This is a genomic window from Duganella zoogloeoides, assembly GCF_034479515.1.
GTDB classification, from domain to species: Bacteria; Pseudomonadota; Gammaproteobacteria; order Burkholderiales; family Burkholderiaceae_D; genus Rugamonas; species Rugamonas zoogloeoides.
The window spans coordinates 1,311,496-1,336,477 of record NZ_CP140152.1 but is presented as its reverse complement, the minus strand read 5'-3'; the positions used below and the strand labels follow the sequence as shown (position 1 = coordinate 1,336,477).

Annotated in this window: 14 protein-coding genes; 7 read left to right on the top strand and 7 right to left on the bottom strand. The window is 65.9% G+C overall.

Annotated elements, in window-relative coordinates:
* Positions 1–261 precede the first annotated feature (261 nt).
* From SR858_RS05865 to SR858_RS05855, 3 genes are read left to right on the top strand one after another with little or no spacing between them, the layout of a single operon-like run.
* Positions 262–771 (top strand): phage tail protein, encoded by a 510-nt coding sequence (locus tag SR858_RS05865; protein WP_026637431.1) that lies wholly within the window; start codon positions 262–264, stop codon positions 769–771.
* A 58-nt stretch (positions 772–829) separates the two neighbouring features.
* Positions 830–1,321 (top strand): phage tail protein, encoded by a 492-nt coding sequence (locus tag SR858_RS05860; protein ID WP_040377915.1) that lies wholly within the window; start codon positions 830–832, stop codon positions 1,319–1,321.
* Positions 1,322–1,333: 12 nt separating this feature from the next.
* The gene (locus tag SR858_RS05855) at positions 1,334–1,885 is read left to right on the top strand and encodes a phage tail protein (RefSeq protein ID WP_019922660.1); all 552 of its coding nucleotides are present in this window, start codon (positions 1,334–1,336) and stop codon (positions 1,883–1,885) included.
* 107 nt (positions 1,886–1,992) lie between these two features.
* Here the strand turns inward: SR858_RS05855 and SR858_RS05850 are convergent, their stop codons facing one another.
* Positions 1,993–4,158, bottom strand: coding sequence for an HlyD family efflux transporter periplasmic adaptor subunit (locus SR858_RS05850; protein WP_019922661.1), 2,166 nt, complete (start codon positions 4,156–4,158; stop codon positions 1,993–1,995).
* The gene (locus tag SR858_RS05845; protein ID WP_040377916.1) at positions 4,146–4,640 is read right to left on the bottom strand and encodes a GNAT family N-acetyltransferase; all 495 of its coding nucleotides are present in this window, start codon (positions 4,638–4,640) and stop codon (positions 4,146–4,148) included. The genes SR858_RS05850 and SR858_RS05845 overlap by 13 nt, the downstream gene beginning before the upstream one ends.
* Positions 4,641–5,083: 443 nt before the next feature.
* Between SR858_RS05845 and SR858_RS05840 the strand changes: the two genes are divergently transcribed.
* From SR858_RS05840 to SR858_RS05825, 4 genes are read left to right on the top strand one after another with little or no spacing between them, the layout of a single operon-like run.
* Positions 5,084–16,246, top strand: coding sequence for an Ig-like domain repeat protein (locus SR858_RS05840; RefSeq protein WP_019922664.1), 11,163 nt, complete (start codon positions 5,084–5,086; stop codon positions 16,244–16,246).
* A gap of 56 nt (positions 16,247–16,302) precedes the next feature.
* Positions 16,303–18,237, top strand: coding sequence for a TolC family protein (locus tag SR858_RS05835; RefSeq protein ID WP_019922665.1), 1,935 nt, complete (start codon positions 16,303–16,305; stop codon positions 18,235–18,237).
* Between the two features lie 35 nt (positions 18,238–18,272).
* On the top strand, positions 18,273–19,046 hold the full coding sequence (locus SR858_RS05830) for an efflux RND transporter periplasmic adaptor subunit (protein ID WP_322534502.1): 774 nt from the start codon (positions 18,273–18,275) through the stop codon (positions 19,044–19,046).
* A gap of 34 nt (positions 19,047–19,080) precedes the next feature.
* Positions 19,081–20,421 (top strand): HlyD family efflux transporter periplasmic adaptor subunit, encoded by a 1,341-nt coding sequence (locus SR858_RS05825; RefSeq protein ID WP_019922667.1) that lies wholly within the window; start codon positions 19,081–19,083, stop codon positions 20,419–20,421.
* 77 nt (positions 20,422–20,498) lie between these two features.
* Here the strand turns inward: SR858_RS05825 and asd are convergent, their stop codons facing one another.
* From asd to leuC, 5 genes are read right to left on the bottom strand one after another with little or no spacing between them, the layout of a single operon-like run.
* Entirely contained in the window at positions 20,499–21,626 is a 1,128-nt protein-coding gene (asd, locus tag SR858_RS05820; RefSeq protein WP_040377917.1) for an aspartate-semialdehyde dehydrogenase, read from the bottom strand.
* 26 nt (positions 21,627–21,652) lie between these two features.
* Positions 21,653–22,723 (bottom strand): 3-isopropylmalate dehydrogenase, encoded by a 1,071-nt coding sequence (gene leuB, locus SR858_RS05815; RefSeq protein ID WP_019922669.1) that lies wholly within the window; start codon positions 22,721–22,723, stop codon positions 21,653–21,655.
* A gap of 13 nt (positions 22,724–22,736) precedes the next feature.
* A complete protein-coding gene (gene leuD / locus SR858_RS05810; protein WP_019922670.1) occupies positions 22,737–23,384 on the bottom strand; it encodes a 3-isopropylmalate dehydratase small subunit in 648 nt (215 codons plus the stop codon).
* Positions 23,385–23,415: 31 nt separating this feature from the next.
* A complete protein-coding gene (locus SR858_RS05805; protein ID WP_019922671.1) occupies positions 23,416–23,547 on the bottom strand; it encodes an entericidin A/B family lipoprotein in 132 nt (43 codons plus the stop codon).
* Between the two features lie 17 nt (positions 23,548–23,564).
* The gene (gene leuC, locus SR858_RS05800; protein WP_019922672.1) at positions 23,565–24,968 is read right to left on the bottom strand and encodes a 3-isopropylmalate dehydratase large subunit; all 1,404 of its coding nucleotides are present in this window, start codon (positions 24,966–24,968) and stop codon (positions 23,565–23,567) included.
* Between the last annotated feature and the right edge of the window lie 14 nt (positions 24,969–24,982).

Genomic DNA, 24,982 nt, shown 5'->3' with positions numbered 1-24,982 from the left:
CAAGCGAGCCGGGGCGGCAAGTCTGATTATGTCATTTTTAATAACTATCGAACCGGCCCCGGCTCGATAATATCCGCCATGGCTGTCACGACCAGACAGCCGCGCTGAATACCCGGCTCTTTTCTACAAATAAATAACTGCAATGTAAACCCCTCGCCCCTCAAAAAAGTTACTGGAGATATTCTCTTGATCTGATAAAGTATTTTACAAAATTAACGGCTTTTCCGTTTTTTTCGCGTCACTAAAGTAAGGGGGGAATGTATGTCGGAATGTTATCTGGGCGAAATCCGCATCTTCGCGGGAAACTATGCGCCTCTTGGCTGGGAAATGTGCAACGGTCAATTGCTGTCCGTTAGCCAATACCAGGCCCTGTTTACCTTGTTGGGCACCACGTATGGTGGCAACGGTGCCACCACCTTCGGCCTGCCGGACTTGCGCGGCCGCGTGCCTATTCACAAAGGCAATGGCTATACACAGGGCATGGCGGGCGGCACCGAGGAGGTCACCTTGATTAACAGCCAGCTGCCGTCGCACACACACATTCCGGCGGCGCAGTCAGCGGTCGGTTCGGCCGGTACGCCGACCGGTGCCGTTTGGGCAGCCTCGTCCACCAACAGCAATATCTACACCAACAACACGGCAACCCTGGCCCCAATGGCGTCAACGAGCATCTTGCCTTTCGGTGGCTCGCAGCCCCACGAGAACATGATGCCCTACATGGCGCTGTCCTTCATCATCGCGGTAGAAGGCATTTTCCCCACCCAGCAATAAGAGCTGCAATTGCAAGCTCGTCATGAAAAATTACTGCTAGTTTCAAGGAGAAAAACAGATGGAACCATTTTTAGGTGAGATACGCTTGTTCAGCATCGGTTTTACGCCCAAGGGATGGGCGGCGTGCGAAGGCCAGCTTTTACCGCTCAAGAACAATGTCGCTTTGTTCTCCTTGCTGGGAACGCAATATGGCGGCGATGGCACCACGACCTTCGCATTGCCCGACCTGCGCGGCCGCGTGCCTGTCCACTGCGGCAGCACCTACAAGCAAGGTGTAGCCGCCGGCGAAGCTACGCATACGCTGACCATCCCCGAGATGCCTGCGCACAACCATGTCATCCTGGCATCGACCGCGCCCGTCAATTCCACCTTGGTTAGCGGCAATACCTGGGGCAGCTTTGCGGCTGGCTACGACGTCACCCCCAACATCGCCATGGATCCCCACGCCATCGCCGCCTCTGGCGGGAATCAGCCACACAACAACATGCAACCTTTCCTGGCCTTGAACTTCTGCATCGCCGTGCAAGGACTATTTCCATCGCGCAATTAAAAGGAAGAAAAAATGGCAGATCCATTTACCGGAGAAATCCGGATCTTCGCCGGCACGTTCGCCCCCGCCGACTGGGCCTTCTGTAATGGCCAGCTGATACCGATCCAGCAAAATTCGGCCCTGTACGCGATTCTTGGAGCGCAATATGGCGGCGACGGCAAGACCAATTTTGGCTTGCCTAACCTCAATGGCATGGCGCCCATGCACCAGGGAGCAGGCCCCGGCCTGACGCCACGCGACATGGCGGAAACGGGCGGCGTGGCAAGTGTCACGCTGGCCACGGCCGAGATGCCCAACCACACCCACTACCCGCAGGCGCTTAGCGCGGTCGGCAACCAAGCCGCCCCAGGCGCGGGCGTCTGGTCGCAAAACTTCTCGGCCGGCCGCAACCCCACCCCGGTGATCCAATACACGGAAGTGACGACCGCGGCCCCCGTCAACACCACCATGCATCCATTGGCGCTGGGCGTGACCGGCGGCAGCTTGCCGCACAATAACATGCAGCCCTTCCTGCCGCTGCAATTCATTATCTGCCTGTATGGCGAGTGGCCGAGCCGGCCATAATCATCTGGCAGCGCTGAACGGAAAACAGCCGGTGATATCTCACCGGCTGTTTTCATTCCGGCACCGCGCACGATTGCCGGCGGTGCCATACCAGGACAGCCTGCCTGCTACAGGCCACTTTCGCGCACCAGCACGCCCGCCACCTTGCGCGCGCCGCGCCACAGTACGCTGCTGCGCTCGCCATCGATATGCGCCGCCACCGGCGCCATGCTGGCCCCGCCGCCGTGCTCGAGCTGCAAGGTCACCCGGTACAAGGCCTCGTTGGCCACCGACTCGCCTTGCCGGCTTTCGCGCGCGGCAATCGGTCCGCCATGCACGGAAGAGAGCATGGCTTCAGGCAAGGCGCGGCTGGCGGTGCTGTCGATGCCGACCACGGTCGCTGCCATGACCGCGCCGTCATGGCGCCGCTCGAACAGCTGCGCATGCGCGCCGGGCTGCACCCGGGCGATATCCGATTCATGCACGAAGACCTGCGCCAGCGCCGTGCTGGCGTCGACTACGCGTCCCAGGACGCGCCCCCGGCCCACCCAGGCGCCCGGATACAGGCTGGTATCGAGATCGCGGACCACGCCGTCGTGCGGCGCGGTCACCGTCAGGCGGCCCGATTCGGCGCTGCTGGCTGCATACTCGGCCCGCGCCGCCGCCAATTCCTGCTCCAGCACGCGCGAGCGCTCGTATAGCGACGGGTTGTCGATGGCGCCGTTGATTTGCCGCACCAGGCCGTCGATGCGGCTTTGCACCTGCTGCATCTGGCTGTCGACCGCAGGCGCAGTCAGCACGAACAGCGGCTGGCCGGTCGTTACCGGCTGTCCTTCCCTGACCAGGACCTGTTCCACGCGCGCTGGCATCGGCGGGAACAGTTGGGTATGCTTGCCGGCCTGCCAATAGCCGTCTGCCACCACGTCCGAGCGCCAGGGCACGGCCAGCACCAGCAACAGCCCCAGCAATGCCAGCGCGCTGCGCCCGGCATTGCCCGACCAACGCTGGCGCAGTCTCCACCAGGCGCGCAGCTCGGTCCACACGGGGCGCAACACGAACCAGGTTATTTCCACCGCAAACAAAATGACTCCCAACGCTTTAAAGAAGAAAAAATACACGGCGGCGGCGATGCCCGTAAACATGATCAGCCGATAGAGCCAGGTAGCGTACGCATACAGCGTAAGCCAGCCCGCGCGCGCCGCCAGCTGCGGCTCGGGAAACGGCGCCTGCACGCCCAGCACTGCCTTGCGCAGGCGCCAGCGGGCAATGGCAAAACTGCGTTCCGACAAGTTCGGCACATCTAGCAGATCCATCAGCAGGTAATAGCCGTCGAAGCGCATGAACGGATTGAGATTGATCGCCAGCGTGCTGACCCAGGTGACGGCAGCGAGGATGTACATGGCGCTCTTGAAGCCGCCGTCCGGCGCCAGGCTCCACAGCAACGCCGCCATGCCGGCCAGTATGAGCTCGGCCACCACCCCGGCGGCGCCGATGGCCAGCCGGGCCCGCCGTGACGTGAGCTTCCAGGCTTCCGACGTATCGGTGTACAGCAGCGGCCACATCATCATCAGCGCCACTCCCATGGCCGGCACCCGCACCCCGTAATACTTGCAGGTGTAGGCATGGGCCAGTTCGTGCAGCACCTTGGCCACGGCCAGCGCCAGGCCGTAGTACAGGGCGCCCTGCCACGAGAAGAAATACAGGAAGGTGCTGGAAAAAGCCGACCACTGGTCGAGCACGCGCCAGATCCCCAGCAGCGACAGCAGCGCACAGGTCGCGAAAAATGCCGTCCTGAACAGTGGCAAGATCCAGCGGCTGGTGCGGTCGAGGAAGGTATTGGGACGCACAAGCGGCACGCGGAAAAACAGGTAATGGTGCAGCATCCAGGTGAGCGGCGACGGCTTGCGGCCGACCGCCAGCCGCTGCAGGTGGGCACGCAAGCCGGCGTGGTCGGCGCGCAGCAGTTCGTTCAGTTGCAGGAAGCGCTGGACGTCGAGCACGTCCTCGGCATCGGGGGCCAGCGCGGTTTCGCGCGCCACGGCGTCGCACAGGGCGCCGGCGGTCAAGCCGCCGCGCCAGCGCGACAATAATTCGAATTCCAGCCAGCCGATGCGAAAAAACCGGTTGCGCACGGCATCGTAGACGTGCCAGTGCGGCGCGCCGTCCAGGCCAGGCGGGGCCGGCTGCAGGGCGAGGTCTTCGCGCAGCGGCGCCAGGTATTCGAGCGCCGGGTCGGTCGCTGTGTCGACGACTTGCGCGACGTCGACTTGCGCAGCGACGGTCACGGCTGCCACCGCAGGTGCAGGTCGAGCGCGTCGTCGGCAACGATGGCAAAGCCCAGCCGCTGGTACAGGCGGCGCGCGCCGGCGTTATCGCGGCGCACCGTCAGGTGCATGGCGTGCGCGGCGTCGGCGGCGCGCTGCTGCAACTGCGACAGCACAGCGGTTGCACACCCGTGCCCGCGCGCCGCCGGCAGCACGCTGATATCGACCAGCCGCAGGCTGCCATCATCAGCGTGCACGACCACCCTGCCTACTGCCGCGCCGCCATGCTCGATCACCAGGTATTCGGCACCCGGGTAGGCAGCCCGGTAGCCGGTCGCCTGCGCCTGCTGCTGCATGGCGATCAGCGCAGCGATCGTGGGGCGCAGCGCGGGATCGCCGGCCAGGGCCTGCAAGTCGTCGCGCGTGGATAAATACAGGGCATCGAGAAACGCCTGGTCGGACGTAACGGCAGGACGCAGCAGCACCGCCGCAGGTGCGCGAGTTAATGGCATGTGAGAATCGGGGATATTCAAAAACGCACTCCAAATACATGCCGAAATGGCATATATGCTGTTATTGCAGCAGCATATTTACAACACAGGGATGGTGATGGATTGCCATCGATTTTCATCGACTTTCACCAAATTTGAATACATGGGCACCTATTGCGTGCAGTTAGACGCCTGGCGCAGACAGCATTTTTAACTTTCTTGACTTGTGTCGTCAAGCAGCGAAAAACCTTCGAAAAATTAACGGTTGGCGCTTTCAATTATTTCCTGATGGCAGCTACAATTATTGGTCAAAAAAAAGTAGCTGCACCCTTACCGTCCGGTGAGTTTTGGTGATAATTATTATTTTAATAATATCCTTGATTCATTTGAGTGACCAATTATTTAACATCCATATGTGACTGTTGCAGCATACCCGGCTGCTGGCGCCACATCCAGGAACCGCGATGACACGATACGACGACCGCAGCAAAGCCCTCCCTCTGACCGCCGCCCCCGCGGCACCTGCGACCAACCGCCCTGCCGGCGCGCGCTTGCGCCCGAGAAGCAGCCTGCTGGCGCTGGAAACGCGCATCGTCTTCGACGGCGCCGCGCACGCTGCACTGGCCGAGCCGCACGATGGCAGCGCCGGCCTGGCGCCCAAGGCCGCCGGCGTGGCAATCGATGCAGCACGCGTCGATGTTGCGCGCGCACCGGCCGCCGCCCATACGCCCGACCGCGGTCCGGCGCCCGCGCTGGTGCCGGACCGCGTGGCCACCGACACCACGGTGAAAGCCCCAGCGCCGACGACCATCGTGTTCATCGATGCCTCGGTACAAAATCCGCAGTCGCTGCTGGCCGACCTCAAGCCTGGCGTCGAAGTGGTCATGCTCGACAAGAACAGCGATGGGGTGCAGCAGATTGCCGATGCGCTCAAGGGCCGCCACGGCCTCGACAGTATCCAGATCATTTCCGAGGGGAACAGCGGCCGTGTCCTGCTCGGCTCGGCCACGCTGGCCGACAGCAATCTCGACAGCTACCAGGCGGCGCTGGCCACCTGGGGCAGCGCCTTGCGCGAAGGGGGCGATATCCTGTTATTCGGTTGCAACGTCGCCAACACCGCGACGGGCGACCATTTCGTCAACCGGCTGGCCGAACTGACGGGCGCCGATGTGGCCGCCTCCACCGATGCCACCGGTGCCGCCGCGCTCGGCGGCAATTGGGTCCTGGAAAAACACGTGGGGGCGATAGAGGCGGACAAGGCCATCAGCGACCGCGCGGCAGCCGACTTCGATCAATTGCTGCTCACCGGCAACGGCACCGCCAACGGCACCTATGATTTCGGCGGCACCCTGGGTGCCGCCAGCGGTGGTTTCAAGAGGCTCAATGACAAACTGCTCGTCAGTGCTTCCCTGATGCAGGCGGGCACCCAGCTCTATAGCGACGATGCCAATGCCAACACCGACGGCTCCGTTATTACCGCCGTGTTCAAGGCCGAAGGCACGACGGTCGCCAAAACGTTCACCTTCAACGACTTCTCGATGAGCGTGACCGAGCCGGGTGGTTTGCACGTACGTTATTTCGACCAGCTTGAAGTCGTGCTCAGGGATATCAGCGGCAATATCATCGGCCCGACCATCCGCATGACGTCCGGGACCGATCTGACCATGAGCACGTCGATTGTCAAGCTCAGCACGCTGCTCAACAGCGGGGCGGAATGGTCGGTCGCCAATGTCGCCTCGGTGACGGTCATCGCCAGCCTGGTACCAAGCGGGTCACCTTCCAGGCAAGGGGGCTTTGGCACGGAGATCAACTTCGAATCGATGAAGATGAGCAACATCACGGCGTCAGCCGCCGCCGACACCACCCCACCCGGCGCGCCGACCAACCCGATCCTGTTGGCGGCCGCCTCCGACAGCGGCAGCTCGAACTCCGACGGCCGCACCAATGTCACCAACCCGCTGATCCGCATTCCCCTGGCCGGCACCAATGCGGTGGCCGGCGACTCGGTGGAATTGCTGCTGGGCGGCAACTCTTTCGGCACGCCGGTGCTGGCCACGCTGAGCGCCACCAACATCAGCAACGGCTTCATCGACATGACCCTCGCCAACGGCAGCCTCGGCGCCGACGGCGTCAAGGTATTGTCCAGCCGCGTGACCGACATCGCCGGCAACGTGGGCGCGGCCGGCGGCAACTTTACCATGACGCTCGACACCACCGCACCCGGCGCGCCGACCAACCCGATCCTGATGGCGGCCTCCTCCGACAGCGGCAGCTCGAACTCCGACGGCCGCACCAGTGTGACCACCCCGCTGATCCGCATCAGCCTGGCCGGCACCAATGCCGTGGCCGGCGATACGGTGGAACTGCTCCTCGGTGGCAACTCGTTCGGCACGCCGGTGCTGGCCACGCTGAGCGCCACCAACATCAGCAACGGCTTCATCGACATGACCCTCGCCAGCGGCAGCCTCGGCGCCGATGGCACCAAGGTATTGTCCAGCCGCGTGACCGACATCGCCGGCAACGTGGGCGCGGCCGGCGGCAACTTCACCCTCACGCTCGACACCACCGCGCCCGGCGCGCCGACCAACCCGATCCTGATGGCGGCCTCCTCCGACAGCGGCAGCTCGAACTCCGACGGCCGCACCAATGTGACCACCCCGCTGATCCGCATCAGCCTGGCAGGTACCAATGCCGTAGCTGGCGACTCGGTTGAACTGCTGTTGGGCGGCAACTCTTTCGGCACGCCGATGCGGGCTACCCTGAGCGCCACCAATATCGCCAACGGCTTCATCGACATGACCCTCGCCAGCGGCAGCCTCGGTGCCGACGGCGTCAAGGTCCTGTCCAGCCGCGTGACCGACATTGCCGGCAACGTGGGTACGGCCGGCGGCAGCTTTACCATCACGCTCGACACGACCGCGCCCGGCGCCCCGACCAACCCGATCCTGATGGCGGCCGCGTCCGACAGCGGCAGCTCGAACTCCGACGGCCGCACCAATGTCACCACCCCGCTGATCCGCATCAGCCTGGCCGGCACCAATGCGGTGGCGGGCGACTCGGTGGAACTGCTGCTGGGCGGTAACTCGTTCGGCACGCCGATGCTGGCCACCCTGAGCGCCACCAATATCGCCAACGGCTTCATCGACATGACCCTCGCCAGCGGCAGCCTGGGCGCCGACGGCGTCAAGGTCCTGTCCAGCCGCGTGACCGACATTGCCGGCAACGTGGGTACGGCCGGCGGCAGCTTCACCATCACGCTCGACACCACCGCGCCGGGCACGCCAACGAGCCCGATCATCATGGCGCCCTTCTCCGACAGCGGCAGCTCGAACTCGGACGGCATTACCAATGTCACCAATCCGCTGATCCGCATCAGCCTGGCCGGCACCAATGCGGCAGCGGGCGACCAGGCCGAACTGATGCTCAACGGCAGCTCGTTCGGCACGCCGATGCGCACTACGCTGACCCTCACCGATGTCGCCAACGGCTACGTCGACATGCAGCTTGTCAGCGGCAGCCTGGGCGCCGACGGCGTCAAGAACCTGACCGCCCGCGTCACCGACGTGGCCGGCAATGCAGGGGTGGCTGGCGGCAACTTCACGCTGACCCTCGACACCGCCAGCACCGCGCCGTCCGCGCCGGTGCTGGCCAGCGCCTCCGACAGCGGCAGTTCGAATACCGACCGCATCACGAATGTCACCACGCCCACCCTGACCGGTACTGCCGAAGCAGGCAGTACCATCACGTTGTACGACACCAACGGCACCACCGTGCTGGGCACGGCAGTGGCCACCGGCGGCGTCTGGAGCATCACCAGCAGCGCCCTGGCCAATGGTACCCATACCCTGACCGCCAAGGCTACCGACCTGGCCGGCAACGTCAGCACCGCATCCGCCGGCATGTCGATCACGATCGATGCCACCGCGCCCGCCACGCCACCTGCGCCCACGCTCGATCCGGCCAGCGACAACGGCTCCTCGAATACCGACGGCATCACCAGCGTGAACACGCCGGTGATCAATGGCACCGCTGAAAGCGGCAGCCTTGTCACCCTGTACGACAGCGACGGCACTACCGTGCTCGGTACCGCTGTTGCAACCGGCGGCGTGTGGAGCATCACCAGCAGCACGCTGTCTGATGGCGTGCACAGCCTGACGATCAAGGCGACCGATACGGCCGGCAACGCCAGCGCGGCCTCCGGCGCGCTGCAGATCACCATTGCCAGTGTGGCGGTGGCGCCAGGCAGCCTGGCGCTGACGGCAGCATCGGACAGCGGCGCCTCGAACACGGACGGCATCACCCGCGTCACCCAGCCAACCATTACCGGTACGGCGGCATCAGGCAGCATCGTCACCTTGTACGACACCGATGGCACCACCGTGCTGGGCACGACCACGGCAGTTGGCGGCACCTGGAGCATCACCACCACCGTGGCGCTGGCCGCAGGTGCACACAGCCTGACGGCCAAGGCGGTCGACGTGGGGGGCAATACCAGTGTTGCTTCCGGCGTCCTGGCCGTGGTCATCGACACCACCGCACCGGCAGCACCGGCAAGGCCGGTATTGGCGGCTGGATCCGACAGCGGCGCCTCGAACACCGACGGCGTCACCCGCGTCACCACGCCGGTCCTCTCCGGCACCGCCGAAACGGGCAGCCTGGTCACCCTGTACGACACCGACGGCACCACCGTGCTCGGCACGGCAGTGGCCACCGGCGGCGTCTGGAGCATCACCAGCAGCACGCTGGCCGCCGGCGCCCACAGCCTGACCGTCAAGGCGACCGACCTTGCCGGCAACACCAGCGCGGCGTCGCAGGCGCTGGCGATCTCGATCGACACGACCGCCCCGGCAGCGCCGGCCCGGCCGGTCTTGGCGGCGGCGTCCGACAGCGGGGCCTCGAACACCGACGGCGTCACCAGCATCACCACCCCGGTCATCACCGGCACGGCCGAAGCGGGCAGCCTGGTGACGCTGTACGACACCGATGGCACCACCGTGCTCGGTACCGCAGTGGCCACCGGCGGCGTGTGGAGCATCACCAGCAGCACCCTTGCAGCCGGCGCCCACAGCCTGACCATCAAATCGACCGACCTGGCCGGCAACACCAGCGCAGCGTCGCAGGCACTGGTCATCTCGATCGACACGACCGCACCGGCAACCCCGGCCCGGCCAGTATTGGCGGCGGCGTCCGACAGCGGCGCCTCGAACACCGACGGCGTCACCCGCGTCACCACGCCGGTCGTCGCCGGCACCGCCGAAGCGGGCAGCCTGGTCACCCTGTACGACACCGACGGCACCACTGTGCTCGGCACGGCAGTGGCCACCGGCGGCGTCTGGAGCATCACCAGCAGCACGCTGACTGCCGGCGCCCACAGCCTGACCATCAGGTCCACCGACCTGGCCGGCAACACCAGCGCGGCCTCGCAGGCGCTGGCGATCACCATCGACACGACCGCACCGGCCACGCCGGCCGCGCCGGTCCTGGCGGCAGCGTCCGACAGCGGCGCCTCGAACACCGACGGCGTCACCCGCGTGACCACGCCGGTCATCACCGGCACGGCCGAAACGGGCAGCCTGGTCACCCTGTACGACACCGACGGCACCACCGTGCTGGGCACGGCAGTGGCCACCGGCGGCGTCTGGAGCATCACCAGCAGCACGCTGGCCGCCGGCGCCCACAGCCTGACCGTCAAGTCGCTTGATGCTGCCGGCAACGCCAGCGCGGCCTCGCCGGCGCTGGCGATTACCATCGACACGACCGTGCCGGCTGCGCCGCCGATCCCTGTGCTGGCAACGGCTTCCGACAGTGGCGCCTCGAACAGCGATCGCCTCACCAGCATCACCACGCCGACCATCACCGGCACTGCCGAAGCGGGCAGCTTGGTGACGTTGTACGACACCGACGGCACGACCGTGCTCGGCACGGCAGTGGCCACCGGCGGCGTGTGGAGCATCACCAGCAGCACGCTGACCGCCGGCGCCCACAGTTTGACCCTCAAGGCGACCGATATCGCCGGCAACACCAGCGCAGCGTCGCAGGCGTTGGCGATCTCGATCGACACGACCGCACCGGCAGCGCCGGCCCGGCCCGTATTGGCGGCGGCGTCCGACAGCGGCGCCTCGAACACCGACGGCGTCACCCGCGTCACCACCCCGGTCATCAGCGGCACCGCCGAAGCGGGCAGCCTGGTTACCCTGTACGACACCGACGGCACCACTGTGCTCGGTACGGCAGTGGCCACCGGCGGCGTCTGGAGCATCACCAGCAGTGCGCTGGCCGATGGCGACCACAGCCTGAGCGTCAAGGCTACCGATATTGCCGGCAACACCAGCGCAGCCTCGCTGGCGCTGACGGTCACCGTCGACACCACCGCGCCATCAACGCCACGGGCGCCTTTCCTGGATGCAGTTTCCGACAGCGGCGCCTCGGGCACCGATGGCGTCACCCGCATCACCATGCCGACCATCACCGGCGCCGCCGAAGAGGGTAGCCTGGTCACCCTGTACGATACCGACGGCACGACCGTGCTGGGCACCGCCGTCGCCACCGGCGGCGTGTGGAGCATCACCAGCAGCGCGCTGGCAAGCGGCGACCACAGCCTGACGATCAAGGCGACCGATATTGCCGGCAACACCAGCGCCGCATCGAACGCACTGGAGATCACGATCGACACGACTGCGCCGGCAGCGCCGGCCCGTCCCGCATTGGCCGCGGCGTCCGACAGCGGCGCCTCGAACACCGATGGCGTTACCCGCATCACCACGCCGACCATCACCGGCACCGCCGAAGCGGGCAGCCTGGTCACCCTGTATGACACCGATGGCACGACCGTGCTGGGCACGACAGTGGCCACTGGCGGCGTGTGGAGCATCACCAGCAGCACGCTCGCTGCCGGCGCCCACGGCCTGACGGTCAAGGCCACTGATACCGCCGGCAACACCAGCGCGGCCTCGCAGGCGCTGGCGATCAGCATCGACACGACCGCACCGGCAGCACCGGCAGCACCGGTATTGGCGCTCGCGTCGGACAGCGGCGCCCCGAACTCCGACGGGGTTACCAGCGTCACCACGCCGGTCATCACCGGTACTGCCGAAGCGGGCAGCCTGGTGACCTTGTACGACACCGACGGCACGACCGTGCTTGGCACCAGCGTGGCCACCGGCGGCGTGTGGAGCATTACCAGCAGCGCGCTGGGCGAGGGAGCGCACAGCTTGACGGTAAAGGCGACCGACGTTGCCGGCAATACCAGCATCGCCTCAAGCGCACTGACGATCACCATCGATACCGCAGCTCCGTCAGCGCCGGCTACTCCGGTATTGTCGCTCGCTTCCGACACCGGCGCCTCGGACTCGGACGGCGTCACCAGCATCACCAACCCGGTCATCACCGGCACCGCGGAAGCCGGCAGCCTGGTCACCCTGTACGACACCGATGGCACGACCGTGCTCGGTACCACGGTGGCCACCGGCGGCGTATGGAGCATCACCAGCAGCACACTGGCCGTCGGCGCCCACAGCCTGACGGTCAAGGCCACCGATATCGCCGGCAACACCAGCACCCCATCAAGCGCGTTGTCGATCACCATCGACACCACGGCGCCGATCGCGCCAGCCGCGCCGGTATTGTCGGCGGGTTCCGACAGCGGCGCGTCGAACTCGGACGGTGTTACCCGTATCACCACGCCAACGGTCAGCGGCACCGCCGAAGCAGGCAGCCTGGTGACCCTGTACGACACCGACGGCACGACCGTGCTGGGCACCGCCGTCGCCACCGGCGGTGTCTGGAGCATCACCAGCAGCGCGCTGGGCCAGGGGGGGCACAGCCTGAGCGTCAAGGCCACCGACGTCGGCGGCAACACCAGCACTGCATCGGCTGGCTTGTTGATCAGCATCGACACCACGGCCCCGGCAGCGCCTGCCGCGCCGGCATTGGCGCCCGCTTCCGACAGCGGCGCCTCGAACGCGGACGGCGTGACCAGTATCACGACCCCGGTCATCACCGGCACCGCCGAAGCCGGCAGTCTGGTCACCCTGTACGACACCGATGGCATGACCGTGCTGGGCACCACCGTCGCCACCGGCGGCGCCTGGAGCATCACGAGCAGCACGCTAGCCGCCGGCCCGCACAGCCTGACCGTCAAGGCTACCGATATTGCCGGCAATACCAGCAGCGCCTCGGCAGCACTGTCCATCACCATCGACACTGCGGCGCCAGCTACCGTGGCTGTGCCGATATTGGCCACTGCCAGCGACACCGGCGTCTCCAATGGCGACGGCATCACCAGCGTCAACCGGCCGACCATCACCGGCCGCGCCGAAGCGGGCAGCACCGTCACCCTGTACGACACCAATGGCGTGACCGTGCTGGGCACCACTACCGCCGATCTCAATGGCAACTGGCGCATCACCAGCACCGTGCTGGCCGATGGCGTGCACAGCCTCACCGTCAAAGCCACTGACGTTGCCGGCAACACCAACAACGCCAGCGCCCCATTGTCGGTCACCATCGACACCACCGCGCCCACCGCGCCGGCAACGCCAGTCCTGGCGCCCGCCAGCGACAATGGCGCCTCGAACAGCGACGGCGTCACCAGCGTCACCCGCCCCACCATCACCGGCAGGGCCGAAGCGGGGAGCACCGTCACCCTGTACGATACCGACGGCGTCACTGTACTGGGTACGGCGGTGGCCGCCACCGACGGCAACTGGAGCATCACCAGCAGCCTGCTGGCCGATGGCGTCCACAGCTTGACCGTCAAGGCCACCGACACGGCCGGCAACACCAGCGCCGCCAGCCCGGCCCTGAACGTCACCATCGACACAACGGTGCCAGTCACGCCAGCAGTACCGGTACTGGCGCCCGCCAGCGACAACGGCGGCTCCAATACCGACGGCATCACCAGCGTCACCACGCCGACCATTACCGGCCGTGCCCAGCCGGGTACCACCGTCACGCTGTACGACACCGACGGTGTTACCGTGCTTGGCAGCACCGTGGTCGGTGCTGGCGGCGCGTGGAGCATCACCAGCCGCGCACTGACGGATGGCAACCACCAGCTGACCACCCGCACCACCAGCATCTCGGGCATCGTCAGCAACGCCAGCGCGGCGCTGGCGGTCACCATCGATACGGCCGCGCCAGCTGCGCCTGCCACGCCGGTACTGGCTCCGGCCAGCGACAACGGCCCGTCCAACACCGACGGCATCACCAGTGTCACCCGCCCCACCATCACCGGCCGTGCCGAAGCGGGCAGCACCGTGACGCTGTATGACACCGACGGCATCACCGTGCTGGGCACCGCTGTCGCAGCGGCCAACGGCAACTGGAGCATCACCAGCAGCGTGCTGGCCGACGGCGTCCACAGCTTGAGCGTCAAAGCTACCGACGCTGCCGGCAACCGCAGTGCCGCCAGCCCGGCCCTGAGCGTCACCATCGATACCGCCGCACCGGCCGCGCCGGCAACGCCGGTCCTGGCCCCGGCCAGCGACAGCGGCCCTTCGAACAGCGACGGCGTGACTAGCGTCACCGGTCCGACCATCACCGGCCGCGCCGAGGCGGGCAGCACCGTCACCCTGTACGATACGGACGGCGTTACCGTGCTGGGCACGGCGGTGGCTGCCGCCAACGGCAACTGGAGCATCACCAGCAGCGTACTGGGCGATGGCGTCCACAACCTGACCACCAAAGCCACCGACCTGGCCGGCAACACCAGTGCCGCCAGTCCGGTCCTCGCCATCACCATCGACACGGCGGTGCCCGTCACGCCGGCGGTGCCGGTCCTGGCGCCTGCCAGCGACAACGGCGCGTCCAACAGCGACGGCATTACCAGCGTTACCACGCCGACCATCACCGGCCGCGCCCAGGCCGGTTCCACCGTCACGCTGTACGATACCGATGGTGTCAGCGTGCTTGGCACCACCGTGGTGGGCGCCGGCGGCACCTGGAGCATCACCAGCCGCGCGCTGACCGATGGCAACCACCAGCTGACCACCAGGACCACCAGCACCACCGGCCTGGTCAGCGCGGCCAGTGCGGCCTTGACCGTCACCATCGACACCGCTGCGCCGGCGGTACCGGCAACGCCGGTGCTGGCCCCGGCCAGCGACAGCGGTGCGTCCGACAGCGACGGCATCACCGACGTGGCCCGTCCAACCATTACCGGCCGCGGCGAACCCGGCGCCACCGCCATCCTGTACGACACCGATGGCGTGACCGTGCTGGGCCGCGCCACCGTGGATGCCAGCGGCGCCTGGAGCATTACCAGCAGCCTGCTGGCCGACGGTACGCACCGTCTCACGGCCCGGGTCGCTGACGCGGCCGGCAACACCAGCGCCGCCTCGCCTGCCCTGACCGTGGTCGTCGATGCCACCGCGCCAGCCGCTGCCGGCACGCCGCGCCTGGACGACGGCAACAGCACCACCACGCTGGTCACCACGCCGCAACTGTCCGGCGTTGCCGAACCAAACAGCACCGTCGTGGTATCGAGCGACGGCGTGGAAGCGGTCCGGGTCGTGGCCGATGCCAACGGCAACTGGACCGTGACCTTGCAACTGTCGCTGGGCGCGCACAGCATCACCGCCCGCGCCATCGATGCCGCCGGCAACGTGGGCGCCACCTCCGCACCGCTGGCGCTCACCGTGCTGGCGCCTACCCCGCCAGTGACTGCACCGGTCGTGCCCGTTGTGACGCCGGTCGTTCCAGCGGCCACAACGGCGCCGCAAGTAGCAGCACCCAACACGCCACCGATCCGCGACGCGGCGGCAGGCGTGACCGGCACGTCGCCCATTACCGCTGCGGTCAACCAGGTATCGACAACGCAATTGACCAGCACCAGCACCAGCCTCACCGACAGCACGGCGGCCACCACCAGCACCACCGCACCGGTCACGGGCACCGCCCCGGTGGCGGCACCTGCCACGGTGACGGCTCCGGTTGCTGCTCCGGCACCTGCCCCGGTCCCGGCCACGACCGCCGTCCCGGTGGTCGCGGCAACGCCGGCCGCCGCCGCGCAGCTGGCCACGGGCGCTACCCTGGTACTGAACCGCGACATCGGCCTGGTGACGGTGGCAGTCGAGGCGCAGCAAGGTCTCACGTACTCCATCCCGCGCGACACCTTTATCAGCGCCAACGGCGCGGCGCCGACCCTCACCGCCACCTTGGCGGACGGTTCGCCGTTGCCGGCCTGGGTACGCTTCGATGCGGTGACCGGCACCTTCAGCGGCGTTCCCCCACGCGGCGAAACGGTGTCGCTCGACATCGTGGTCACCGCCAGCGATGGCGCGGGCAACACGGCCAAGGCGGCGTTCTCGATCAAGGGCGATAGCGCAGTCAATGAAGTCAAGCCGCCGCAAGCTTCACTGCACGGCAAGCATCTGCTGCAAGCGCTGGGCCTGCACCGCGCTGCCGCCGCTGTCGATGACGCTGGCGATGCCGCCGCTGCGAGCACCAGCGCTGCCGGTGACGATAGCGACGGCGGCGAAGGAGGCGCGGTGGCCCTGGTCGATGCCAATGTCGATGCGGAAGCCGCCACCACCCAGGCCGGCGCCCTGAGTACCCAATTGTCGCGCGAAGCACAGCGTTTCCTGCAGGAAGCCAACGCCACGCTGCGCCACCTGACCCGCCTGTAAAACCGATGCGCAACCATAACAACATGAACCAGATTAACCACCAAGGAGTTTCACCGATGACCATCGCCACCACCGCTGCCAACGCGCCCGGCGCCACCGGAGCCGTGCGTTCCACCACCCTGCGCCGCCTGCCGATGGCACTGCTGCTTGCTGCTGCCCTGAGCGCGTGCAACATCATGCCGGAACCGATCGGCGCCGCCGAGCGCAACACCCGCGCCAAGGACGACGTGGAAACCCTGTTCAAGGACGTGGAACCGGTCACCGGCGAGATCACCCTGCACGAGGCCTTCGCCCGCGCGCTCAAGTACAACTACGACTACCGCCTGCGCTCGATGGAGCAAAGCATGGCCTCCGACCAGCTCGACCTGGCCAAGTACGACATGCTGCCGCGCCTGACGCTGGCGGCCGGCTACAGCTCGCGCAGCAATGACGCCGGCTCGCGCTCGGTCGATCTCGGCAGCGGCGTGGAAAGCAACCTGTTCTCGGGCGCCCAGGAACGCACCCGCAACACCCAGAACGCGGTACTGGCCTGGAACGTGCTGGACTTCGGCGTCAGCTACGTGCGCGCCCAGCAGCAGGCCGTGTCGGTAATGATCTCGGAAGAGCGCAAGCGCAAGGTCGTGCAGAACATTTCGCAGGACGTGCGCCAGGCCTTCTGGCGCGCCTATGTTGCGCAGCAGACCCTGCCGCGCATGGACGACCTGCTCAACCGCGTCAAGGAAGCGATGCTGCGCAGCGAGCGCATGGAAACCGAACGCATGCTGCCGCCGCTGCAAGCGCTGGCCTACCAGCGCGCCCTGCTCGACATGCACCAGCAGATCGTGGCGCGCCGCCAGGAACTGATCCTGGCCAAGTCCGAACTGAACGCGCTGATCAACCTGCGCCCGGGCAGCAACATCGTGCTGTCGGCCGGCCAGGAAGAAGAAGCGACTGCCAAGCTGCAACCGTTCGACGACCTCAATGCGCTCGACCAGGCCGCGCTGAACAACCGTCCCGAACTGCGCGAAGAAGACTACCGCAAGAAAATCTCGGTGCTCGAAGGCCGCAAGGCGCTGATGGCCTTCCTGCCGGGCCTCGAAATCAATCTCTCGAGCAACCGGGACAGCAACAAGTTCCTGCTCAACAATACCTGGGGCGAAGCCGGCAGCAGCGTGTCGCTGAACCTGATGCGCGCGTTCGCCTACCCGGCCGCCAAGCGCGCCCAGGAAGCGCAACAGAAAGTGGACGACACCCGCCGCATCGCGCTGACCATGGCCGTGATGACGCAGGTGCGTATCGCGGCCCAGCGCTTCCAGGAAGCCCGCACCGACTACGCAGTCAGCAGCCAGACCGCCCAGGTCGATGCCCGCATCGAACAGCACACGCTGTCCGCCACCAAGGCCAGCACCGAGTCCAGCATGGAACTGCTGCGCACCGAGGTGCGTGCCGCCCTGTCCGAGATGCAGCGCTACGTGGCGCTGGCCAACCTGCAAATCGCCTATGCGCGGGTGGCCAACTCGGTCGGCGCCGACCTGCTGCCGGCCCAGCCGCAAAGCGAAAGCGTGGCGGTGTTTACCAAGCAGCTGGCGCAAGCCGATGCCGACTGGCGCAAGACCAACTTCCACACTGCGGATGTGGCCGCGCCGCCACCGCCGGTAGCGATCGGCACCATCGCTTCGCCAGCCGGTAGCGGCATTGACCTGGGCGCTCTGCTGCACCAGGAATTGAACGCCAACGGCGCCCTGGTCAGCCTGGCCGGCGCCAATATTCCGGTGGTGTCGGCCACCGCCACCGTGGGCCAGCCCAACGGCGGCCTGCGCACGGTCGAACTGACCTGGCTGGTCCAGCGCGATGGAGTTACACTAGGCACCTTCAGCTACCGTTCGGCGATCCCGGACAGCGTGAGCTCGGCTTGGCCGGTGTTTGGCAAGGCAGCGGCAGAATCGGCCGCCACCAAGATCACCAGCCTGCTGCGCAGCGAAGCAAAACCTCCACTGCAGGCGAAAAACTGATGATGTCGTTGCACCGCTCTTTGGTAACACTTTTCTTGTCTACCCTGGGTGCTGGCGCGCTGGCTGCGGCGCCAGCCGTGCCGGCGGCTCCGGCAGCGTCCAAGCCGGCCACACCGGCAGCTGCGCCCGCTGCTGCGCCCGCCGCCAAGACCATCCGCGTGCTGGTCGCGGCGGACCAGGAAAGCGTGCTGGCTTCGCAGATGGCCGGCCGTCTCGACCTGGTCAACGTCAAGCTGGGCAGCACGTTTGCCGCCGGCCAGGTCTTGCTGAAATTTAACTGCGACGAGCAGGATGCGCACCTGAAAATGGCCAACGCCGAGTTCTACAGCGCGCAGCAGACCTACGAATCGAAGGTCAAGCTGCAGGCGATGCAGTCGGTGGCCGAGATCGACGTCCAGCAAAGCGCCGCGCTGGCGCAAAAGGCCAAGGCCCAGATCCAGCTGTACCAGGCGCAGCTGCGCCAGTGCACCATCGTCGCGCCGTTCGCCGGCCGCGTCACCCGCTTGCTGGCCAAGCAGTACGCCAGCGTCAACATCGGCCAGCCGCTGATCGAGATCGTCAACGACCGCAAGCTCAAGGTGCAGCTGAACGTGCCGTCGGTGTGGCTGTCGTGGCTCAAGGTCGGTCAGCCGTTCTCGCTGAAGATCGATGAAACCGGCAATGCCTACAACGCCAAGGTGCAACGCATCAACGGCCGCGTCGATGCTGTCAGCCAGTCGATCGAAATCGAGGGCGAAGTAACCGGCAACACGGCCAACCTGCTGCCCGGCATGAGCGGCGTGGCCAGCTTCCCTGCTGCCGGCCGCTAACGGTAATTTTCTTTACGCATCACCAGGAAACACCTTGTCCGATTCGATCAATCTTCAAAGTATCGGCGCCCTGCTCCAGATCGAGCAGGACGTGCGCACCGCCAGCAGTGAAGGCGCGGTCGGGTTCATCGCCGTCAACGACACCTTCCGTATCCTGCCCTATCGCCAGGCGGTGCTGTGGCGGCTCGATGCGGCCGGCCGGCCGGAGCTGCGCCTGATTTCCGGACTGGCCGACGCGCCCGCCGACTCGCCGTACCGCCAATGGACGAACCAGGCCCTGCGCCAGCTGGCGCCGCGGCTCGACGGCGGCCACGCGCTGGCCGTGACGCGCGATATGCTCGACCCGGCGCTGCATGCCGGGTGGGACGAGTGGATGGGCGAGAGCGTGCTGATGGTGGCGCTGCCCACGCCGGTCGGCGGCACCGTCGGCGGCTTGTGGCTGGTGCTGGAAACTGCGGCCGACGAGGCGCAAACCGCGCTGGCGCAGCGGCTGGCGGTCGTGTACGGCCAGGCGCTGTGGGCCTGGCGCGAACGGCCGTCGAGCTGGCGCGGCACCTTGTCGCGCGTAAGGGCAAAACCGAAGCGCCTGCTGCTGGCGGCGCTGATCGTGGCCTGCATCCCGATGCGGCTGACGGTACTGGCGCCCGCCGAGATCATCGGCAAGGACGCCAAACTGATCGCCGCACCGCAAGATGGCGTGGTGGCGCGGTTCTTTGTCACGCCAAACCAGGTGGTGGCTGCCGGCGCGCCGCTGTTCGCGCTGGAGGACACGGGCGCGCGCAACCGCAACGAAGTAGCGGCCAAGTCCGAGGCGGTCGCCGCCGCCGAATACCTGCGCGCCACGCAAAAATCGTTCAACGACGGCGCCAGCAAGGCAGATTTGTCGGCACTGAACGCCAAGCTCGAAGAAAAGGCGGCCGAAGCACAATATGTGAAGGATATGCTGGACCGTATCCAGGTACGCGCTCCCGAAGCGGGGATTGCCGTGTTCTCGGACCAGAACGACTGGCTCGGCAAACCGGTGCAGACCGGCGAGCGCATCATCCTGCTCGCCGATCCGGCCAAGGTGCAAATCGCCATCCGCCTGCCGGTGGACGACGCGCTGAGCCTGGAACCGGGCGCAGCCGTCAAGCTGTACCTGAACGTGGCACCGCTGGGCACGGTAGCGGGTGTGCTCACGCAATCGAGCTACGAACCGACCGTGGGCAGCGAAGGCGTAGTGGCCTACAGCCTGAAAGCCGACCTGGCGCCGGGCGAAGCCGTGCAGCGCATCGGCCTCAAGGGCACCGCCAAGCTCTACGGCGGCTGGGCACCGCTGATCTACCACGTGCTGCGCAAGCCACTAGCCGTAGCCCGCCGCACCCTCGGCATCTAAAAAATTCGGGGTCAGTGCCGACATTCGGACAAAATGTCCGAATGTCGGCACTGACCCCGAAGTGGGGTTTAAAAAAATTATGCGTCGAGCACGATGCGCAGCATGCGGCGCAGTGGTTCGGCCGCGCCCCACAGCAGCTGGTCACCGACGGTGAACGCCGACAGGTAGTCCGGCCCCATGCTCATCTTGCGCAGGCGGCCGACGGGAATCGTCAGGCTGCCGGTCACTGCCGCTGGCGACAGATCCTTGACCGACGCTTCACGCGTGTTCGGCACGACCTTGGCCCACTGGTTGGCGGACGCGATGATGTCGGTGATCTCGTCGAGCGGCACGTCGCGTTTCAGCTTGATGGTCAGCGCCTGCGAGTGGCAACGCATGGCGCCGATGCGCACGCACAGGCCATCGACCGGGATCGGGGTGGAACCGAAGTCCGCGCCCAGGCCCAGGATCTTGTTGGTCTCGGCGCCGGCTTTCCACTCTTCCTTCGACTGGCCGTTGCCCAGGTCCTTGTCGATCCACGGGATCAGGTTGCCGGCCAGCGGCGCGCCGAACTGCTTGATCTCGTCGGCCGACAGGCCGTGCTGGGTGGCGAGCACCTGGCGGTCGATTTCCAGGATGGCGGACGCTGGATCGTCGAGCAGCGGTTTGACCGCGCCGTTGATGGTGCCGAACTGGGTGAGCAGCTCGCGCATGTGCTGGGCACCGCCGCCGGAGGCAGCCTGGTACGTCATCGACGTCATCCAGTCCACCAGGCCGTGCTGGAACAGGCCGCCCAGGCCGATCAGCATGCACGACACGGTGCAATTGCCGCCGATGTAGTTTTTCACGCCCTTGCCCAGCGCGTCCTTGATCACGTGCATATTGACGGGATCGAGCACGATCACCGCATCTTTTTCCATGCGCAGGGTCGATGCCGCATCGATCCAGTAACCGTTCCAGCCGGCTGCGCGCAACTTGGGGAACACGTCGCTGGTGTAGTCGCCGCCCTGGCACGAGATGATGATCTCGCACTTCTTCAGTTCGTCGATATCGGTGGCGCTTTTGAGCTTGGTTTCATTCTTTGCCATCGCCGGAGCGTTGCCGCCCGGGTTAGACGTCGTGAAAAATACCGGCTCGATATGGGCGAAATCGCCCTCTTCCTGCATGCGTTGCATCAGGACCGAACCGACCATACCGCGCCAACCTACGAGACCTACGAGTTTCATTTGCTCTTCCTTGTCTATTAATTTTTTTAAGCCAACGCTTTGACGACCGCGTTGCCCATCTCTTCCGTGCCGACCTTGGTCGTACCGGGTTCGAAGATGTCGGCGGTGCGCAGGCCCTGCGCCAGCACCGACTTGACGGCGGTCTCGATGCGGTCGGCCTGTTCGTTCTTGTTGAACGTGTAGCGCAGCATCATCGCGGCCGACAGGATGGTCGCCAGCGGATTGGCGATGCCCTTGCCGGCGATGTCGGGCGCCGAGCCGTGCGACGGTTCGTACAGGCCCTTGTTGCTGGCGTCGAGCGAGGCCGATGGCAGCATGCCGATCGAACCGGTCAGCATCGCTGCGCAGTCGCTCAGGATGTCGCCGAACATATTGCCGGTGACGATGACGTCGAATTTCTTCGGCGCGCGCACCAGCTGCATGGCGGCGTTATCGACGTACATGTGGTCGAGCGCGACGTCCGGGTATTCCTTGTGGACGTCGGTGACGATGTCTTTCCAGAACTGGAAGGTTTCCAGCACATTGGCCTTGTCGACGCTGGTCAGGCGCTTGCCGCGCTTTTGCGCAGCCTGGAACGCCACGTGGGCGATGCGGCGGATTTCGCCTTCGGCGTAGCGCATGGTGTCGTAACCTTCGCGCTGGCCCTTGAACGGACCGTCCGGGCACTCGCGCACGCCGCGCGGCTGGCCGAAATAAATGTCGCCGGTCAGTTCGCGCACGATCAGGATATCCAGGCCCGACACCACTTCAGGTTTCAGGGTGGAGGCGCCGGCCAGTTCCGGGTACAGGATGGCGGGACGCAGGTTGCCGAACAGGCCCAGCTGCTTGCGCAGGCCCAGGATGGCTTGTTCGGGGCGCAGTGCGCGCTCGAGCGTGTCGTACTGGTAGTCGCCGACCGCGCCGAACAGCACCGCGTCGGCTGCTTTGGCCAGCGCCAGCGTGCCGTCGGGCAGCGGGTGGCCGTGCGCCGCATAGCCGGCGCCGCCGACCGGGGCGGTTTCGAGCTCGAACGATTCGCCGAGCACGTTCAGGACCTTGACGGCCTGGGCGATGATTTCCGGGCCGATGCCGTCGCCCGGGAGGATTGCGATTTTCATGATCTGATCTTGATTAAATGACGTTGGCCAACCAGGGTTGGGTTGCCAGATGGCGCTCTTCGAAGCCGCGGATAACGTCGGCGTGACGCAGGGTCAGGCCGATATCGTCGAGCCCGTTCATCAGGCAGTACTTGCGGAAGGCGTCGATCTCGAAGGGATAGGAGACGCTGCCGTTGCTGGTGGAAATGCGTTGCTGTTCAAGGTCCACCACCAGGCGGTAACCGGGGAAGGCCTTGACTTCATTGAACAGATGATCGATCTGCGCTTCGGGTAAAACGATCGGCAGCAAGCCGCTCTTGTAGCAGTTGTTGAAGAAAATGTCGGCAAACGACGATGCGATGATGGCGCGGAAGCCGTACTGGTCCAGCGCCCACGGCGCGTGTTCGCGCGACGAGCCGCAGCCGAAGTTTTTGCGGGTCAGCAAAATCGACGCGCCCTGGTATCGCGCCTCGTTCAACACGAAGTCCGGGTTGAGCGGACGGTTGCTGTTGTCCATACCCGGTTCGCCGTGGTCAAGGTAGCGCCATTCGTCGAACAGGTTGGGGCCGAAGCCGGTGCGGTGGATCGACTTCAAGAACTGCTTGGGGATGATGGCGTCGGTATCGACATTGGCGCGGTCCAGCGGCGCGACCAGGCCCTCATAAATGGTAAATTTTTCCATGATCTCGTTCGGTAATATGCGGCTGATTGGCTTATTTTTTGGTCGAAGCGCCTTCGAGCGATTCGCCAACCTTTTTGACGTCCTTGCCGAAACCGTTGACGGTGTTGCAGCCGGTGAGGACCAGGGCCATGGCAATGGCGGACAGCGCGAATAATTTTTTCATGTTGGGCTCCAGGTGGGTCAGCGCAGTGCGCGTACGTCAACGAAGTGGCCGGCAATACCGGCAGCGGCGGCCATCGCCGGCGACACCAGGTGGGTGCGCCCGCCCTGGCCCTGGCGGCCTTCGAAGTTGCGGTTGGACGTGGAGGCGCAGCGTTCGCCCGGTTCCAGGCGGTCGGCGTTCATCGCCAGGCACATCGAGCAGCCCGGTTCGCGCCACTCAAAACCGGCATCCTTGAAGATGCGGTCCAGTCCTTCGCGCTCGGCTTGCTCTTTCACCAGCCCGGAACCCGGCACCACCATCGCCAGCTTGACGTTGGACGCGCGCTGCTTGCCGCGCACCACGCTGGCGGCGGCACGCAAGTCCTCGATGCGCGAGTTGGTGCACGAACCGATGAACACCTTGTCGATGCGGATGTCCTCGATCGCCGTGTTGGGCTTGAGGTTCATGTACACCAGCGCCTTTTCCATGGCGTCGCGCTTGACGCTGTCTTTTTCCTGGTCGGGATCGGGCACCCGGCCGTCGATCGCCACCACCATCTCGGGCGAGGTGCCCCAGGTGACCTGCGGCTTGATCTGGGCCGCATCCAACGTGACCACCAGGTCAAATTTCGCGCCCGGGTCCGAGTGCAAGGTGCGCCAGTAGGCCACGGCCAGGTCCCAGTGCGGACCGGCCGGCGAGAACGGCCGGCCCTTGACGTAATCGATAGTGGTGTCATCGACACCGATGATACCGGCGCGCGCGCCCGCTTCGATCGCCATGTTACAGACCGTCATGCGGCCTTCCATCGACAGCGCGCGGATGGTGGAGCCGCCGAACTCGATACAGTAACCGGTGCCGCCGGCCGTGCCGATCTTGCCGATGATGGCCAGCACGATGTCCTTGGCGGTGACGCCGGCCGGCAGCGCGCCGTCCACCTGCACCAGCATGGCTTTCGATTTCTTTTGCAGCAGGGTTTGCGTGGCCAGCACGTGCTCGACCTCGGACGTGCCGATGCCGTGCGCCAGCGCGCCGAACGCGCCGTGGGTGGACGTGTGCGAGTCGCCGCAGACCACCGTCATGCCCGGCAGCGTGGCGCCCTGCTCCGGTCCGATCACGTGGACGATGCCCTGGCGCTTGTCGTTCATGTTGAAGTACGTGAGGCCGAAGGCCTTGGCGTTCTTGTCCAGCGTTTCCACCTGCAGGCGCGAAACCGGATCGGCGATGCCGTCCACGCGCGCGGTGGTCGGCACGTTGTGGTCGGCCACGGCCAGGTTGGCCGACACGCGCCACGGTGCGCGGCCGGCTTCGCGCAGGCCATCGAAGGCTTGCGGGCTGGTCACTTCGTGCACGAGGTGGCGGTCGATGTAGAGGATCGTGGTGCCGTCTTCCTCGGCCTTGACCACGTGCGAGTCCCAGAGTTTGTCGTAAAGCGTCTTCATCATGATGTGTGCTGCTA

Excerpts from the sequence above, each read along its gene's own strand:
- SR858_RS05865 (WP_026637431.1), top strand. The coding sequence starts at position 262 with ATGTCGGAATGTTATCTGGGCGAAATCCGCATCTTCGCGGGAAACTAT.
- SR858_RS05860 (WP_040377915.1), top strand. The coding sequence starts at position 830 with ATGGAACCATTTTTAGGTGAGATACGCTTGTTCAGCATCGGTTTTACG.
- SR858_RS05855 (WP_019922660.1), top strand. The coding sequence starts at position 1,334 with ATGGCAGATCCATTTACCGGAGAAATCCGGATCTTCGCCGGCACGTTC.
- SR858_RS05845 (WP_040377916.1), bottom strand. The coding sequence starts at position 4,640 with ATGCCATTAACTCGCGCACCTGCGGCGGTGCTGCTGCGTCCTGCCGTT.
- SR858_RS05840 (WP_019922664.1), top strand. The coding sequence starts at position 5,084 with ATGACACGATACGACGACCGCAGCAAAGCCCTCCCTCTGACCGCCGCC.
- SR858_RS05835 (WP_019922665.1), top strand. The coding sequence starts at position 16,303 with ATGACCATCGCCACCACCGCTGCCAACGCGCCCGGCGCCACCGGAGCC.
- asd (WP_040377917.1), bottom strand. The coding sequence starts at position 21,626 with ATGAAACTCGTAGGTCTCGTAGGTTGGCGCGGTATGGTCGGTTCGGTC.
- leuB (WP_019922669.1), bottom strand. The coding sequence starts at position 22,723 with ATGAAAATCGCAATCCTCCCGGGCGACGGCATCGGCCCGGAAATCATC.
- leuD (WP_019922670.1), bottom strand. The coding sequence starts at position 23,384 with ATGGAAAAATTTACCATTTATGAGGGCCTGGTCGCGCCGCTGGACCGC.
- SR858_RS05805 (WP_019922671.1), bottom strand. The coding sequence starts at position 23,547 with ATGAAAAAATTATTCGCGCTGTCCGCCATTGCCATGGCCCTGGTCCTC.
- leuC (WP_019922672.1), bottom strand. The coding sequence starts at position 24,968 with ATGATGAAGACGCTTTACGACAAACTCTGGGACTCGCACGTGGTCAAG.